Source organism: Virgibacillus halodenitrificans JCM 12304 (assembly GCF_001310895.1).
Lineage (GTDB): Bacteria > Bacillota > Bacilli > Bacillales > Amphibacillaceae > Virgibacillus_Q > Virgibacillus_Q halodenitrificans.
This window is the reverse complement of sequence record NZ_BAZS01000020.1, coordinates 1-16,739: the sequence shown is the minus strand read 5'-3', so window position 1 is coordinate 16,739 and position 16,739 is coordinate 1. Positions and strand designations below refer to the sequence as shown.

Annotated in this window: 13 protein-coding genes and 2 pseudogenes; 5 read left to right on the top strand and 10 right to left on the bottom strand. The window is 37.5% G+C overall.

Annotated features, from left to right (window positions below; genetic code table 11):
- Nucleotides 1-118: 118 nt before the first annotated feature.
- Nucleotides 119-1,864, bottom strand: coding sequence for a methyl-accepting chemotaxis protein (locus JCM12304_RS11325; protein WP_060680436.1), 1,746 nt, complete (start codon nt 1,862-1,864; stop codon nt 119-121).
- Between the two features lie 287 nt (nt 1,865-2,151).
- Between JCM12304_RS11325 and JCM12304_RS11320 the strand changes: the two genes are divergently transcribed.
- Nucleotides 2,152-3,519: a uracil/xanthine transporter gene (locus tag JCM12304_RS11320; protein ID WP_060680435.1), complete on the top strand. Its 1,368-nt coding sequence runs from the start codon at nt 2,152-2,154 to the stop codon at nt 3,517-3,519.
- A 16-nt stretch (nt 3,520-3,535) separates the two neighbouring features.
- Here JCM12304_RS11320 and JCM12304_RS11315 read toward each other — a convergent pair whose 3' ends face one another.
- Entirely contained in the window at nt 3,536-3,985 is a 450-nt protein-coding gene (locus JCM12304_RS11315; protein ID WP_019378844.1) for a YkvA family protein, read from the bottom strand.
- A 227-nt stretch (nt 3,986-4,212) separates the two neighbouring features.
- Here JCM12304_RS11315 and rpoN point away from each other — a divergent pair, with 227 nt between their 5' ends.
- A complete protein-coding gene (gene rpoN / locus JCM12304_RS11310) occupies nt 4,213-5,532 on the top strand; it encodes an RNA polymerase factor sigma-54 (protein WP_060680433.1) in 1,320 nt (439 codons plus the stop codon).
- Between the two features lie 86 nt (nt 5,533-5,618).
- Here the strand turns inward: rpoN and JCM12304_RS11305 are convergent, their stop codons facing one another.
- Complete coding sequence (locus JCM12304_RS11305; protein WP_060680431.1) at nt 5,619-6,965, bottom strand: MATE family efflux transporter; 1,347 nt, start codon at nt 6,963-6,965, stop codon at nt 5,619-5,621.
- Between the two features lie 318 nt (nt 6,966-7,283).
- Here JCM12304_RS11305 and JCM12304_RS11300 point away from each other — a divergent pair, with 318 nt between their 5' ends.
- The 3 genes from JCM12304_RS11300 to JCM12304_RS11290 all read left to right on the top strand — a co-directional run bounded on the left by JCM12304_RS11300 (nt 7,284) and on the right by JCM12304_RS11290 (nt 10,199).
- Nucleotides 7,284-8,390, top strand: a complete 1,107-nt coding sequence (locus tag JCM12304_RS11300) for a M24 family metallopeptidase (RefSeq protein ID WP_060680429.1) — start codon at nt 7,284-7,286, stop codon at nt 8,388-8,390.
- A gap of 198 nt (nt 8,391-8,588) precedes the next feature.
- The gene (locus JCM12304_RS11295; protein ID WP_019378840.1) at nt 8,589-9,149 is read left to right on the top strand and encodes a YusW family protein; all 561 of its coding nucleotides are present in this window, start codon (nt 8,589-8,591) and stop codon (nt 9,147-9,149) included.
- 603 nt (nt 9,150-9,752) lie between these two features.
- Entirely contained in the window at nt 9,753-10,199 is a 447-nt protein-coding gene (locus JCM12304_RS11290; RefSeq protein ID WP_082388031.1) for a hemerythrin domain-containing protein, read from the top strand.
- A 108-nt stretch (nt 10,200-10,307) separates the two neighbouring features.
- Here the strand turns inward: JCM12304_RS11290 and JCM12304_RS20080 are convergent, their stop codons facing one another.
- The 7 genes and pseudogenes from JCM12304_RS20080 to ggt form a co-directional block, all read right to left on the bottom strand.
- Complete coding sequence (locus JCM12304_RS20080; protein ID WP_256200818.1) at nt 10,308-10,595, bottom strand: hypothetical protein; 288 nt, start codon at nt 10,593-10,595, stop codon at nt 10,308-10,310.
- A gap of 46 nt (nt 10,596-10,641) precedes the next feature.
- Nucleotides 10,642-10,947, bottom strand: coding sequence for a hypothetical protein (locus JCM12304_RS20495; RefSeq protein WP_501981722.1), 306 nt, complete (start codon nt 10,945-10,947; stop codon nt 10,642-10,644).
- A gap of 81 nt (nt 10,948-11,028) precedes the next feature.
- A pseudogene (locus JCM12304_RS11285) lies at nt 11,029-11,974 on the bottom strand (ABC1 kinase family protein); the annotation flags it as partial.
- A 168-nt stretch (nt 11,975-12,142) separates the two neighbouring features.
- Nucleotides 12,143-13,371, bottom strand: a pseudogene (locus tag JCM12304_RS11280) (MFS transporter).
- A 310-nt stretch (nt 13,372-13,681) separates the two neighbouring features.
- Nucleotides 13,682-13,894, bottom strand: a complete 213-nt coding sequence (locus JCM12304_RS11275; RefSeq protein ID WP_060680427.1) for a hypothetical protein — start codon at nt 13,892-13,894, stop codon at nt 13,682-13,684.
- 108 nt (nt 13,895-14,002) lie between these two features.
- On the bottom strand, nt 14,003-14,311 hold the full coding sequence (locus JCM12304_RS19690; RefSeq protein ID WP_060680426.1) for a hypothetical protein: 309 nt from the start codon (nt 14,309-14,311) through the stop codon (nt 14,003-14,005).
- A 339-nt stretch (nt 14,312-14,650) separates the two neighbouring features.
- Nucleotides 14,651-16,471, bottom strand: a complete 1,821-nt coding sequence (gene ggt, locus JCM12304_RS11265) for a gamma-glutamyltransferase (RefSeq protein ID WP_060680424.1) — start codon at nt 16,469-16,471, stop codon at nt 14,651-14,653.
- Between the last annotated feature and the right edge of the window lie 268 nt (nt 16,472-16,739).

The window sequence follows — 16,739 nt, the reverse complement described above, 5'->3', positions numbered from 1 at the left end:
ATTTTAACGTAGAACCCGTTAGCGAAGCTACAAAAAGACAGAAGCTTATTAAAGCGTCCGTCTTTTGTTAAATTTCATCTTTGCTAAGAAGGTTAAAATTGATAGTCCCAAACCATTTTTATAGTTTAAATTCATTTACTACTTCATTTAGTTCTTCAGCGAGGTCAGCTAATGACTGCGAATTTGCGGATACTTGTTCCATAGAACTAGTCGTTTGTTGGGAAGAAGCCGATGTTTCCTCAATTCCAGCTGCTGATTCTTCTGAAATGGCAGCAATGTCTTCAATAGAGCTGCTCATTTTTTGACTGTCATTCACTATTCTAGCCAAATTATCAGAGACGCCTTTAATACTGCTGACAACATCATTAACTGCGTCTTCAATTCGGTTGAAGCGTTCACCAGTTTCTTGAATTTGGTTAGTTCCTTGTTTAACTTCTTGATAACCGCTTTCTAGAGAATCAGTAACAATACTCGATTCATTTTGAATGGATTCTACAATATTTGTAATATCGGTAACAGACGATGCAACCTGTTCAGCCAATTTTCTCACTTCATCAGCCACCACCGCAAACCCTTTTCCATGCTCACCCGCTCTTGCTGCTTCAATAGCCGCATTTAAAGCAAGTAGATTCGTTTGATCAGCAATTGCTTTTATTACAGCTACCAACTTGGATATTTCTTGCGTTTGTTCATCTAGTCCACTCACCTTTTGAACTGCTTCTTTTACAATTTGGTCAATCTTCTCCATTTGTAACATGGAAGAAACCATTAAATCATTTCCTTCTTTTGTAATCTCCATAACCGTCCCAGATGAGTTTTCAATCATTTTTCCTTTTTCATTTGCATCCTCTACTTGTTCAGTAAATGTTTGCATTGATGTAGATAATTCACTTGCACTATTGGCTTGGTTCTCAGCTCCACTTGCAAGTTCCTGCATTGTAATAGCTACTTGTTCTGACCCTTCTTTTACTTCTGTTGCTGATTGCGTTAGTTCTTCACTTTGAGAGGTCATTTTTTTTGATGCTCTAGCGACATTAGAAATAATCCCTCTCAATCTCTGTTGAAGATGGTTCATCGCATCAGCAAGCTGTCGTGTCTCATCTTTCGTCCTCACGATAACTTCTTCTCGACTCAAATCCCCATTCGACAAATAATTCATTTCTTCTGCAACCAAATTAATCGGTTTAGTAATTTTGTTAGCAAAAATCCATATCACTGTAGCACCTAAAAGTATTGCTAATACTCCTACTATAATAATCACATTTAAAATTTGCTGAGCAGATTTATTAAAATCCATCATATATGTGCTCGCTGCAACCGTCCATCCCCATGTAGGATCTGTCTTCGAATAAGCAACCTTCTTTTCAATTACATCTTCATTGTTCGGTAAGGGCCAATGAAAATAAGTTAGCCCACCACGTTCACCTTGCTTTATAATAGCTTGGGTTGACATGAAGCCATTAGGATCTGCACTATCCCAATTATTATCTCCTTCATGAGTAGGATGTGCGATCTGGGTGCCGTCTTCATCCAAGATAAAAATATAACCATGCTCTCCTAAATCAATATTTGGATTAATCGGTCTAGTTCCGTCATTTCCCTTTTCACCAAGAATCGATTTTTTAACTTTCTCTTGAGCTTCTTCCAATGACAGATCTCCCCGTTCTACTTCCTCGTTTAAAGAATGGATCGTTCCAAGTGTCATTTCAACGCTATTTTTCAAATTCGTAATTCCAAGCTCATTAAGACTTTCCTTAGACTTTGAATAGCTGATAAAACCAAGAATTGTCATTGGTATCACAAGTAATAGTATTGATACAATCACCAATTTTGGTTTTAGAGAGTGAAAATTAAACTTTTTCATTAGACGTTACCTTCTTTTATAGTTATTAACAGCCGAATGACTTCTGATATACCAATCAGTAAACTGTCACCTCTATTATCGACAAAATTTGCAGGGCTTTGAGCATGAATTAACGATTTTTATAACAATTTTTTTAATTATCAAGAGATTTCTAGGAGTTGTTTACCATTTTCCACATTCTGCATAAATAATAATGATTTTCTATGTTTAATCTGCTAAAGTAATAGTATTAATTAAACCGAATAAAAATAATTTTCAATCATTAAATAGTAAGCAGGTGAAAAAGAGTGAAAGAGTTACGCCTTCCTTCTAACTGGTTTGCAGGGATTCAATGGTTGTTCTTTATCTTTTCAAATATTATCGTTATCCCTATTACTATCGGTGCTGCATTCTCCCTATCACAGGAAGAAACCATTCCATTGATCCAGCTTTCCTTTATAGTGACTGGGATTGCTTGTATCTTACAAGCTTTTCTTGGCCATCAACGGGCCATTATGGAAGGGCAATCGGGATTATGGTGGGGGGTAATTTTAACAGTAATTACAACCGCTTCTGCACAAGGTGTCTCTATGGAAGAAGTGGGGGGCAGTTTAACAGTAGGTGTTCTCCTATCGGGAGGCTTGACTGTATTGATTGGTTTGGCAGGATGGGGGCCGAGGTTAGCTTTATTATTTAATTCTTCTGTAATGGGTGTCTTTATGTTTTTATTTGGATGCCAATTGATTGGGATTTTTATGAAAGGTATGCTTGGGATTCCTTTTGGACAGCATACCCCATCTGGCCATATTAATGTGACCATTTCGTTGTTATCAATACTAATTGCCATCTTTGTTATGATTATAACGGTAAAAGCCCCAGCTCCTATAAGTCGATATAGTTTGCTAATTGGGATCATTGTTGGTTGGATTTTATATGAAATTATATTTAAACCGAATAACGGAATAAGTTCAACACAACCAGAAAGTTATAAAATATTTCCTTTAGGTAGTCCGACATGGAATAGTGGCATTATTATCACCGCTGTTTTAACTGGTATATTAAACACAGCAAATACCTTTGGTGCGCTTAAAGGAACGGATGAATTCTATGGAAACCATACCACCAAGCAACAATATCGCGCTTCTTTTACTCTTACAGGGATTTCCACTTGTATTGCAGCTTTATTTGGGCTTGTGCCATACGCCCCATACGTTTCGTCCATTGGCTTTCTAAAACAGACGGCAATTTATAGAATTCTCCCCTTCGCTCTAGGAGGAGCCATGTTTTTAATGATGGGCGTAATCCCCATCATTGGACAATTCTTTTCCTTGCTTCCACTCAGTATTGGGAGTGCCGTGTTGTTTGTTGCTTACTTGCAATTATTGGGTTCATTATGGAATTTTTTTAAAGAAGTAGAATTCAGTACAATGAACGTTTACAGGTTAGGTATACCTATTTTTTGTGGCATCATTATCATGACAATGCCCGAATACAATTTTGAGTCACTACCAGAAACGATACAGCCACTTATTAGTAACGGTTTATTAGTCGGCATCTCACTTTCTCTAATAATGGAAAATGTGTTTAAGGAGAAAAACAATTTCCGGAAAAGTGTCTCTAATGATATGCAAGTGAAGGTCTCCGATGAGGGTAATAAAACACAAACCGGAAGATAAACTTCCGGTTTGTGTTTTAAGTAGTGGGATTCAGTTTACTATCGATATCTTCTGTTTTCGCCAGATAATGAACTCCAAAAAGCTTCTTCATTTTCTGATCAGCTCGTGCCTTAACATCATCATCAATACTTGAGATTACTCGGTAAACAGCATAAAGAATGACACTGGCATCATCTGTTAAACCTGCTACAGGAATGAAATCCGGAATGGCGTCTACTGGTAGAATTAAATAACCCAAAGCTCCAGCAATCGTTAACTTATCCTTCTTTGAAGTTGCAGGACTTTTGAACGCATAGAACAGTAATAAACTATAGTAAGATATTTTAATCCCTAGCTTTTTGGCATACTTACCTAATTTATCTTTAAACGCTTGATCCGTGAAATAAGAACTTTTGCCCTTAATCGCTTCCTCAGCGTTAAATTCCTCTAATTCTGGAGAGTGCTTTGCTTTTTTCTTCTTGAACATGATTGTCCCTCCTTCTCTTGACCAAGCTATTCCTATTATACCTGTTTTCCGGTATAAGAAAACATACCAGCTTGAAAGCAACATTGCATGTACCTAGTTCTTCATTCTTTATGTTCCCCTATACAAAAAGAATAAAATTGTTTAGTATAATAATAGGATGATATACATACTATTTTCAATAACTATGTAAGCGCATACTTGTTTTAAAATAACTGGGGGGGTTGATTATGGAACTAGGTCTTTTTCAAAAACAAACAATGAACTTAGTTATGACAACAGAGCTCAGGCAATCTATTGCCCTCTTACAATATTCCGCGTTGGAATTATCGCATTTCATTCAGGAACACGCTACGGAAAATCCATTGATTGAGCTGGAAGAGCAAACGCTTGGCTTAGACAATTATTATGGAGAAAGCTCTTCTGCTTCCAGGACAGTAAATACACAAGACAATAATTTTAATCCTTTGTCAACTATTGCAAGTAAAAACTCGAATCGATGTGAGGATTTACTTGAACAAGTAAATTACCTTTCCATTACAAAACAAGAACAAAAAATAATGAAATATATTATTCTTAATTTGGATGATCATGGCTACATACCAATGCAAGATAGAAAGATAGCTGAAGATCTTTGTATATCGACAGAAAAAGTGGCGAAGGTAATAGATAAATTGCAGCAATTGGAACCTATTGGAGTCGGCTCCCGAAACCTGAAGGAATGCCTAACTATTCAAGCCAAACATTATTATCCGGATAAACCATTGCTCACGTGTGTTATTGCAGAATACCTTGACCTCTTAGCTGATAAAAAGTGGCAGGAACTAGGTAAATTACTTAATATTTCTAAAAAGGAATTAAGTGAGTTAGCTAATTTAATTACTTCCCTTCATCCCAGGCCCTATTCCGCAAGTGTAGATTCGGAAACACAAATACTTTATCCAGATGTCTCCATAGAGAAAGTGAACGGCGAATATTCCATTACTTTTCATGATCCGTTTATGCCAAAAGTAAGGCTGAATGAAGCTTATCTTCACTTGAAGCAAACGCAATCAAATGCAGGAGCCTTTATAAGGGAGAACTACCATAAGTACAAATGGCTGATAAAAAGCATAGAACAACGCAAAACTACCATTATAAATATTACAAAAGCTATTGTGGAAAGACAGCAGCCATTTCTTGAAAAAGGGTTTACTCACTTAAAGCCAATGACCCTGAAAGAGATTGCTGACCAAATCGGAATGCATGAATCAACGATTAGCAGGGCAACAAGCAATAAGGTGATTCGAACACCAATAGGTTGCTTTGAGATGAGAAAGCTTTTCACAGGAAAGATTGCTGGCGATAATGGGACTGAGGCATCTGCAACCCAGATAAAACTCCGTTTAAAGCAATTAATACAACAAGAAAATAGAAAGAGGCCCCTTTCTGATCAAAAACTTGCAGATCATTTTAAGAAGAACGGCATAACGATTTCTCGTCGTACGATTGCTAAATATAGAGAAGAATTAAATATCCTTTCTTCATCCAAAAGAAAAACGATTGGCTGACATCCTGTCCGTTAAGCCAATCGTTTTTTAGTATTGTTTTTTAGAAATAATTATTTACGTTCTGCCAGAAGCCCAATGCAATACTACTAAACTTTCTGATTCCATTTTCGTTTCATTACTTCTTTTCTAGCATAAATCAGTAGAACAATAGCAACTAAGCCTTCTGATATTGGCAAGGCTAACCAAATTCCAGTAGTACCAAACCAAACTGGCAGGATGAGCAGTGAGGCAATTAATAGAATAAATCCTCTGAACAATGTGATCCAAATAGAAGGTCTTACATAACCGATCGATTGATAATAAGTCATATATATGAAATTTGTCCCCATAAAAAGATATCCTATAAAGAAAAGCTTTATTCCACTTATCGCGAGATCGCGTATTTCCTCTGTTGCTACGCCGAATATAGAAACAAGGAAATCCGATCCTACATAACCTATGATAATAAATAGAATGCCAAGCCCAAATCCGGTTATTTCAGCAATTTTTACTGTTTCTTTAATGGCATTGAATTTTTTCGCACCATAGTAATAACTGATCATTGGTTGAATGGAGGATCCTATTCCAATAAAGGCCAAAAACATAAAGGTATGCAGATAATTGATTACAGAAAATGCGGCGAGTCCAGTCGTACCAGCATAATATGCCATTCCAAGATTATACCCCATTACAAACACACCCGTGCCTGCCTCTGAAAGAAAGTTTGGAAATCCAAGCTTGGAGATTGGACGAATGAGCGAATTTTTAAAGCGAGCTCGAGTAAATCGTAAACCTGCATTTCTATTGAAAAAATGCAACAAATAAACAAATAAACCAGCAACTGTTGCTAGAACCGTAGCTAATGCTGCCCCTTTCACTTCCCAATCCAAAACAAATATCATCCAATAATTGAGGACAATATTTAGTATAGCTGACACAATAAGTCCAGTCATCGCCAGCTTTGGTGCTCCATCATTACGTAGGAAAATACTAATCACGTTCTCCCATGCAATGATAACAGACGATAAAAAAATTATTTGCAAATAATCCACAGCATAAGGCAATGTTTCCTCGTTTGCTCCGAATAAATTTGCTAGTTGCTCTGAAGCTAAATAACTTGCGCCTCCAATAATACTGATGCTAATAGTAACTAAGACCATGGAAGTTGTAAAGATTTGCTTAGCTTCTTCTCCTTTTCCAGCTCCAGTCGCCATAGAGTAAAGCGTTCCCCCACCAATCCCGATGAGCAAGGAGATGGATATAATAACTGACCATACAGGGACAGCCACGTTAATACTTGCCAGTGCAACAGAACCAATACCGTTTCCAACAAAGATGCCATCAATCACAATGTTGACGGACATCAGCATCATCCCCAAGATTGTAGGAATAAAATACTGAAAGAAACTTTTAACGACACCTTGAGAACCAAGTTTTTGTTCTGCAATACTCATAATAACGTCTCCCTATCACTCATAATATTGTCTATTTTAGAAGGTTTATAGAGGGAAGTCCATTTTGAGTGCCTTTCGGTAGTTCACTATTACCGTTTTGAAAGGAGAATACCTCCACTTTTAGAAGAATGAGTAAACAACATATAGCAAGATAATTTATAAAAACAATAATTTATATATTTGCACCACGTGAAAGTGAAGAAAAAAGGTGTTATCATTTATTTGGGTGCTCTTTTCCAACTATAATTTAATGAAGGTAGATAAAGAGCTAATCAATTAAAATTGGCATCAAACGGAATGATGCATGGAGGATTTGTTATGACTATTGACCATCAAGAAAGAATTAGACAACTAAAAAGCAGTTTAACTAAAAAGAATATCGACATCGCTTTAATCACAGACCCATCCAATGTTTTTTATTACACTGGTTTTAACTCAGACCCTCATGAACGTTTTATGGCATTTGTTGTGGATAATCGTAAAGATGACTTAAAACTTTTTGTACCAGCATTAGATAAAGAAATGGCAGACCAGGACTCGGTGATTAAAAATAGCATCCCTATTTCTGATGAACAAGATCCTTTTGTTGTATTAAAAGATGAACTCGGTGAGAACATCGAAAAAATTGGCGTAGAAACAAAACATGTCAGCATGTTTCGCCACCAAAAGCTACAAGCTGCTTTCCCTAAAGCTTCTTACAAAGACATCCAAGAGGATATAAATAACCAGCGCCTGAAAAAGTCGAGAGAAGAGATCAATTACCTTCAGGAGGCTGTAGATATTATCGAGAAAGTCCTTGAAGAAGGAATTAAGAAAGTTAAAATCGGTATGACGGAAGCAGTGCTTGCAGCTGAACTAGAATTTCTTATGAAAAAATTTGGTGCTTCAGGGCCTTCCTTTTCTACCATCGTATTAGCTGGTGAAAAGTCCGCCCTTCCCCATGGTGTTCCAGGGGATCGTGCATTCAAAAAGGGTGATTTCCTACTTATTGATTTTGGAGTAATTACACCAAAAGGCTATTGTTCTGATATCACAAGAACATTCGTAATTGGAGAGGCATCAGACAAACAAAAAGAAATCTATAATATTGTACTAGAATCGAATGAAGCAGGTATTGAAGCAGTAAAAGCAGGGGTACCATTAAAGAACTTTGATATCGCTGCGAGAAACGTAATTAATGAAAGCGGCTATGGAGACTATTTTCACAATCGAGTTGGACATGGTTTGGGGATTGAGGTACATGAAGAGCCTTCCATTCATAATAAAAATGAAGAAATAGCAGAAGCTGGCCTCTTTTTCACTATTGAACCAGGTATCTATCTGCCAGAACTTGGCGGTGTAAGAATTGAAGATGAAGTGTTTATTAATGAAAATGGCGAAAGAGAGGTTCTCACCTCCTTCCCGAAAGAACTAAAAGTATTATAAGAAATAAGCTGTCCCGACTCAATGGGGCAGCTTTCTATTTTTCTAGCTGGGACGTGAATCTTAAGTAATTTGGATTATAGATATACTGAGAAGTAACTTTTTTGATGAAAATTTCAGTGAAGTATTGTCGATCTTTCTGGTTTAGCAGCCCTTTCTCATGGGAAATGCTGACTAACACAATTTTTAAGGAGGGGTACTATGAAACGTTTTTTAATGATTTCCGTTCTTTTTATTACAGCACTATTTATCACTGCTTGCGGGCAGACAGAAAATGAAAATGCAGATAAAAATAATAACACAGCTGAATCTGAAGAGCAGAGTAACCAAACAGAAGAAATGGAAAACGAGGAGAATCAAGATACAGAGGGAGATAGTAATGAGCAGCAGTCTTCTATTGATGCCGATAAAGAGGATATTAACAAAAAATTAGAAGATATCGATTATAATGAATTTGAACTCGAAGTTAATTATCCGAATAACAAAGAATACGAAGCTGAAATAGAGTATGATAATAAACAGCTTACGGCCAATTTAAATAATGAATTTGAGGACAATAATTTGAACGGAAAAGCAGCATTCGATCAGCTTTACCCCAATGTTACAAAATTAACTATTAATAAAGATACAAATAAAGAGCAAGCTGTTAAAGAAATTTTAGATACGTTTGACCTTGATAAGGAGTATTTGGATTTTGAAGTCCAATTAACTCTAAAAGACGGGACCACTATCGAATATGAAGATGAGAAAACCTCATCTTAATAGATAAAGAAGTACTTATGGAGTATCGATTCATCGTTGCTCCTCTTTTTTATATTCACCATGCTATAATAACAATAAAGTTCTAATATATATGTTGAGGGTATTCAATGATTCGGAAAATAGATATACTGCGACGTAACTAAGAATATAGAGGCTGCGTAAATCACCGCTACGGGGAAATATTCCGCTTTCCGCGGGCGGCTGATGAGCCTCCTCACGCAGGAGTCTCCATATTTCCCCTTCGCTAAGGTGTATATCTCAAAGCTATTAAAGATAAGAGCTACTTATTCAATACCTCAAATTAATCAATGGCACATACCAATTGATTGGAGCGGAAGGGGGCGACTCCTGCCGGAATAGCATGAGCTGAAGACCCTGCACGAAGCGTAGCGGAGGAAGCGGCTGAAGCCATGCCGGCGGAAAGCGTCCCCCTGCAGTGGAAATCAATGGGGCAGTTCTCCTCAAATATTTCACTGAGCTTTTCATCAATAAAGTTACGTCGCAGTTTCCTCCAACTATGAAGAAGCAAAGTGCGTTTGTACCCCAACATTTGCAATGGAATCAACAATAAAAGCTCGATGAAGATGAAAGGTGGTATACACGTTGTCGAAAAAAGGCATAAAACGTCACGAGGTATTAAAGCCGCTATCTCGCCATCATATGATTGGTTTACATCTAGCATTAAAACTAAAGCGAGCCGGAACGAAAGAAAGCAGATGGACGGTGAAACAAATCCTTCAGGATGCAGAGCAATTCTGGAAGCCAGATGGACTGCGGCACTTTAGGGAAGAAGAGGAATTTCTTCTCCCTGCTTATGCAGAAGTAGGGGACATAGAGCACCCTCTCATCAAACTAATGCTTGAAGAACATAAAAAAATCCGAGCAAGCATGGATCTCCTCTTAAAGCAATCCATGGCGACATTGGAGATGAATGAACTTGGACACCTATTGGAGGATCACATCCGAAGAGAAGAGCGAGAAATTTTCCCTATGATAGAACAAGCTTTACCAGAAGATAAGCTTCAACAACTCGCGCCTTATTTACATTAAATTAATAGCTATCCTCTGGCTTTCGCCTGCAAAAAATGGATGGTTCTCTCACTTTAGTTTTTTCTCTTTCATAAGAGAAAGTGGCTCTATCAAATGATAGAGCCACTTTTACATTCGTCCAGATTTTATAATGGTATAGATCATTAATATAAACAACAATACTGCAATAACAGTACCAATTTCAATAATCGGTAAGTCCCAAAGCATTGTCGTCTGGCCAGTTATGGCTGCTCCAATAATCAGCCCTGCCATTAATATGCTAAATGACAGCAAAATAATACTAAAGGAAAGACGATTACTAATACGGTCTAGCCGATGCATTACTGATTCCAGCTGACTGACATTTATATCAAGTCTTACTTTACCTTTTTTAATAACAGACATAATTTCTTTCATGTCTTTGGGCAAGTTCGTTAAAATATCAGCGCTTTCCATTAGTTCCTTAATCGATCTCCATCAATTTTTTCGGGTGATAACGTCTGCGTATCAGTTTTTTAGCATATGGTTCAACTGCTTTCATAATACTAAAATCAGGATCTAATCGATTAATTACTCCCTCTAGAATCAAAATTACTTTGCTAAGGATTGAAATTTCAGCAGGGATAGCAACTTTATGATGATAAGCAATTGTAAATATTTCAAGAACAATTTTGCCTAGGCTATTTTTATTTGCCAAAGTCTCTTCATATTTTAACTGAAGATCATCCAAATCACGTTTCAACCGTTTTATATCTGTCTCTTCGTGCATAATCTCCATAGATGAAAATGTTTTAATAATGGCATCTGTGTTTCCAACCTGTAAATGGATGATGATGGAAGCAAAATGATAATTTAGTTCTTCACTAATTCGTCTTGCCATTCCAAAATCCAGAAAGGCTACCGTATTTCCCGGTAGAACATAAACATTTCCCGCGTGAGTCCCCATGAAAAAATCCATGATCTACAATTTGTTGGAGCATAGCATCGACAAGACGTTTTGCAATTAGTTTGCGATCATAGCCTTGCATATCTAATTCATCACATTTTGTTACTTTTATCCCTTTAATTAACTCCATCGTCAATACTTTCTCACTGGTAAGATCCCAATATATTTTCGGAATATAAACCGTTGGATTATTAGTGAACTGTTTGGCAATTCGTTCATTATTCTGCCCTTCCCTGATATAACTTAATTCATTACGCAAGGAGTCCGAAAACTCTTCAATAATGTCCAGGATTCGGTAACTCCGTGCCCAACTTGTTCTCTCTTCAAGTAATCGACCCAGTCCTTGAACTATTTCTAAGTCTGTTTCCATTCGATCTTCAATATCCGGACGTTGTACTTTAATTGCTACATCTTCCCCGTTATGTAGTTTTCCCACATGTATCTGTCCAATAGATGCTGTCGCCAGAGGCTCCTCATGTACATGCTGAAACAGCTGATTTATTGAATCTCCAAGTTCTTCCTCTACTATTTGTTGAACCTTATCAAATGAAAAAAATTGCACGTGATCCTGCAACTTTTCAAGTTCTGTAATGATTTCTTCCGGTAGTGCATCGTGGCGAGAACTTGCGATTTGACCAAGCTTAATAAATGTCGGTCCAAGCTCTTGCAGTGTATTTCGAAGTTTTCGGCCGACATGTTGCAAATTAACATTTGCTGCTGATTGAGTGTCTTTAGCTGCCCCTCGTTCCGTCAAACCAATACGAAACAACACGTGACTGAATCCATTCCGAATAAATGCATTTATAATTTCCTGATATCGCTTGGTGTGTCGAATTCTTTTTCCTAGCATTATATTTTACTCCTCCACTTTACAAGATACCATTTGTACTAATTCCCTATACATGTCCATTAAAACAAATTAAGTTATTGAGAGATTTTTCTCTGGACACAATATGCTGATTTTATATTGACAAATAGCCTACACTCATCCGTTTAAGTTACTTTTCATTTGCATTACCTAATCGGTATACCATTCCCTTACCTTTTGATCGTTTGGAAGCAAAAAGGTTAAGATTCCTAAAAGCGGAAAAAGAGAGATGGTTATCATTGTAGCGTTAAGCCAACCCAATCAATGAAAGAGCCGAGCACTACAGAACCAATTGCGCCCATACCAAAAGCTAAACCAACGATTAATCCTGACATCATACCTATTTTCCCAGGCACCAATTCCTGCGCATATACAACGGTCACAGAGAAGCTGGACATAATAATAACTCCCAATAATCCAAGCAATATAATAGAAATAATAGGACCAGCATAAGGTAAAGCAATAGCTAAAGGGGCTGCTGCAAGAAAAGACAATAATATAACATTTCTCTTCCCAAATCGATCGGCAAATGGCCCACCTAGAAAGGTTCCAACTGCGCCCATAATTAAAAAAGTAAAAATATATACTTGGGATTTTGCGATAGAAAGCCCGTAGTTTTCAATCGCGTAAAACGCATAAAAATTAGAAATAGCACTTGTATACCATGTACGAGCAAAGACCAGAAATACAAGGACAATTAGGGTATTTCGGATAGCATTGGAGGTCTTTTTAGATAAACTGCCCTCTGTCTTTCTCTTTTTGGGAGCAGAGAAAACGTGCATTTGGGACGTATACCATCTTGCAATATGTATTAACAGAAAAACAGCAATCCCGGCTATGAGGGTGAACCAAATAGCGCCGAACTGGCCCAAGGGCACAAGTACCAAGGCGGTAATGACAGGCGCCAACGCTTGTCCTGAATTTCCACCAACCTGATATATGGATTGCGCCAAGCCTCTACGTGGGCCAGCAGCAAGATAAGCAACCCTGGACCCTTCCGGATGAAAGATAGCAGATCCTAGTCCAATAAATAAGACACTGAATAAAATTAATCCAAAATTTGGTGCAAATGCCAACCCAGCCATTCCGAGCATACTACTGGCGAGACCTATTGGCAAAGCATATGGACGTGGTTGTTTATCTGCATACATGCCGATTACTGGTTGCATGACTGAGGAAACCATATTTAAAGAAAAAGCAATAAAACCTAACTGCGTAAACGTAAGTCCCATTGATTTCTCCAATATAGGGAACATCGCCGGGATGACCGCTTGGAGCGTATCATTAAGTAAATGGCATGTACCTATAATAAATAAGATTGGGTAGACTGTTTTATTCGATAGTTGATTAGCTATTGTATGCCCCATCATTTCCTCCATTCTATCAATCACTTATTTTCGTTACATTATAGCATGTGTATAAGGAAAAGAAAGTTATGTATATATAGAGAGAGTTTAAAAGTTTAGCTTAGTATAAAACGGGAATAAAATGGTTCACAGCAATATAGTTTACCAACCTTCTTTTGACAAAGAAACTGAAAAGCGCCGAGAATATGATATATAGCTTCCCATGTCGAGGACAAATAATATGATAGACATTCACGAGCATTTTCATCGCGCCAATGTCCTTCATTCAATTCATGTTAGACATTCACACTCCATTTCACCTTCCCATTGTCCGTCATCATACTCATGATAGACATTCACACTCGATTTCACCCTCCCAATGTTCGTCATTATACTCATGATAGACTTTCACACTCGATTTCACCTTCCCAATGTCCGTCATCATACTCATGATAGACAATTCGCACTCGATTTCACCCTCCCAATGTCCGTCATCATACTCATGATAGACTTTCACACTCGATTTCACTTTCCCAATGTCCGTCATCATACTCATGATAGACTTTCACACTCGATTTCACCTTCCCAATGTCCCTCACCCCCCTATACGAAACATATAAAAAAGAAAAGCGGGAGCAAATTTTTTCCGCTTTTCTTCAAACAATTAATAATATCCCTTTCCATAGCCTGGATATCCTCCATAACCAGGATATCCTCCATAATTACCTGCATAGCCATAACCTGGTCCTCCTGGATAATAAGGTCCATAACCTGGTCCATACCCACCGTAGCCAGGGGGATAACCATACCCGTAGCTCCCTGGACCATGATGAAACAACTCTCCTCCTAAATAACCGAGGCCAGCACCAATTAATCCAGCAGTAAGTGGAGTGAGACCACCAAAACCCGGTCCAATAAATCTAGGATTATAATGCTCATGAAATCTAGGTCCTCTGCTTCCATTGAAGTGCATGCTCATTCTCCTTTAAACCCGACATTGCTTTAGCCTATGTTTATAATTAAAAATTGACTAGGCAACTGTCACGATATAAATAGATTTTATGAAGAATTTACATTAAAATTTTATTTAATATTAAAAATTTTATATCAGGTAATACTAAATTTTACTCGAATAACATACTTTGTTAAGATATCACAAAAAGCCGACACTCTTAATGTCGGCTTCTGTCATCTTCCTATTTGTTCTTTCTGTACATCAAATTATTTACTCATATTGATCTGTTTTATTTCCAGTTCCTTTAAAATCACACATCTGCGAGTGAGAGTAATTTCAAAAAACCATTAAAAATTATTAATCTTCATTGTCATTTTCCTCATCATCGTCGTCTTCTTCCTCATCACCATCTTCATCTTTACCTTTTAAGTCCACACCAAATGCGGCACCATTTCTACTAGAATCTGTTACACCTTTCATCAATTCATTTTCTTCATCTATCAAAATACTATTAACATTTCCTATTGTTGTAGGAGAAGTGCCAAAGTTATGACCCATTTCGTTTAATTGATTTAAAATAGAAATAGGAATACCTTCTTCATAGCGGTAAGAGTTTAAATTATTTGTATATATTCTAGGCTCCTCAATTGCGTCCTGCAACTCCATGTCGTACTCAATCGAATTAATTATCGTTTGCAAAACAGATGTTATAATTGTCGGGCCTCCCGGCGAACCAACAGTAAGCACAGGCTCTTCATCATTAAAAACTATCGTAGGTGTCATACTGCTTAGCGGCCGTTTATTCGGTTGAACCTCGTTTGCCCCACCAGGCACAGCATCAAAGTCAGTCAATTCATTATTTAGCATAATTCCATAGTCTGGTACCATAATACCTGATCCGAACAGCTGTTCAATAGTAGTAGTATATGAAACAACATTTCCGTATTTATCTGCAACTGTAAAATGAGTTGTTTCTCCATATTGCCGATCATCAGGTTGCTTCATTTGAGTATAGTTTGGGGTACTATCTTCATATTTCCAAGGATCGCCTGCAACCGGATTTAAATTGACAGCATTCAAGTCAATCAATGCCTGTCTTTCTTTTATATAATCTGGGTGAAGTAATCCTTTTAAAGGAACGTCCACAAACTCAGGGTCCCCTGCATAAGCTGCACGGTCTGCATATGCCAAATGCATAGTTTCCGCTAATAAATGGTACTTTTCCCATGACTTAGCATTATATTGGGAGAGGTCAAAGCCATCCAGAATACCAAGCATCTGAAGTAAAAAAACGCCTCCTGAACTCGGGGGTGGCATACTTGCAATTTCATATCCTTGATATTCGCCCCATATTGGCTTATCAATAGTAATATCATATGTTGCTAAATCTTCTTCCTCCATGGATCCTCCAAAATGTTGAACAGTCTCCGCAATAGAGTCTGCAATCTCACCATTATAAAATGCACCTGTACCTTTGGAACGAATTAACTTTAATGTTTTTGCTAGATCCTTTTGGATAAGTATGTCGCCTTCCTCAAGTGCACTGCCATTAGGCAAAAATACATCACCTGCAGCGCTTCGTTGCAGTTTTTCTTTATTATTACCAATGGCGTCAGCAAGCACACTATCAATTGGAAAGCCTTTATCAGCAAGTTTAATTGCAGGTCCGATTAGTTGTTGCATTGGACGGGTCCCCCACTTCTGGTGAGCTGTTTCTAAGCCTTTCAAAGTACCCGGGACTCCTACAGACGTACCTTGCATTACACGTTCTTTAAAAGGAATTGGCTCCCCATTTTCATCTAGAAACATATCCGGCGTAGCCCCGGCTGGAGCACGTTCACGACTATTTACTATAGTTGTTTCTTCTGTTTCTTCATCGTATACCATCATGAATCCGCCACCACCAATGCCTGACATCATTGGTTCGGTTACATTTAAAGCAAATTGCATAGCGATTGCTGCGTCAACTGCATTTCCGTTACGCTTTAATATATCCGCTCCAATTTCAGATGCGAGCGGGTGTGCTGAAACGACCATTCCACCATTTGCTTCTGCTACATTATTATCAGTGCTATAATCAGGATCAAATTTCTTAGCAAATCCCACTGCAGGGAAAGTTCCTGCCATTAATAGAGCAATTAAAGATAGAATAAAAAAACGATGTAGTTTCTGCTTCATATTATTCCTCCTATCAAAATAGTCTAACTTCACTTCTAATTTCATCCTAGCTATTTCATCTTTAGAAGTATATAGTTCACATGAATTAAAAACTGATTTTTCTATTAATTAGTTGGTAAATAGACCTAAACCATTCTAACTAATTTAAACAAAATTAGAAAAAGAAATTGCAAGCGTATATACTTCCGCAAAAAATTAAAAGAAAGGTATTGTAGATTACCAAAATTAAGAGGATAAAAAAACTTTACCTTACATGATTAAACGGAAC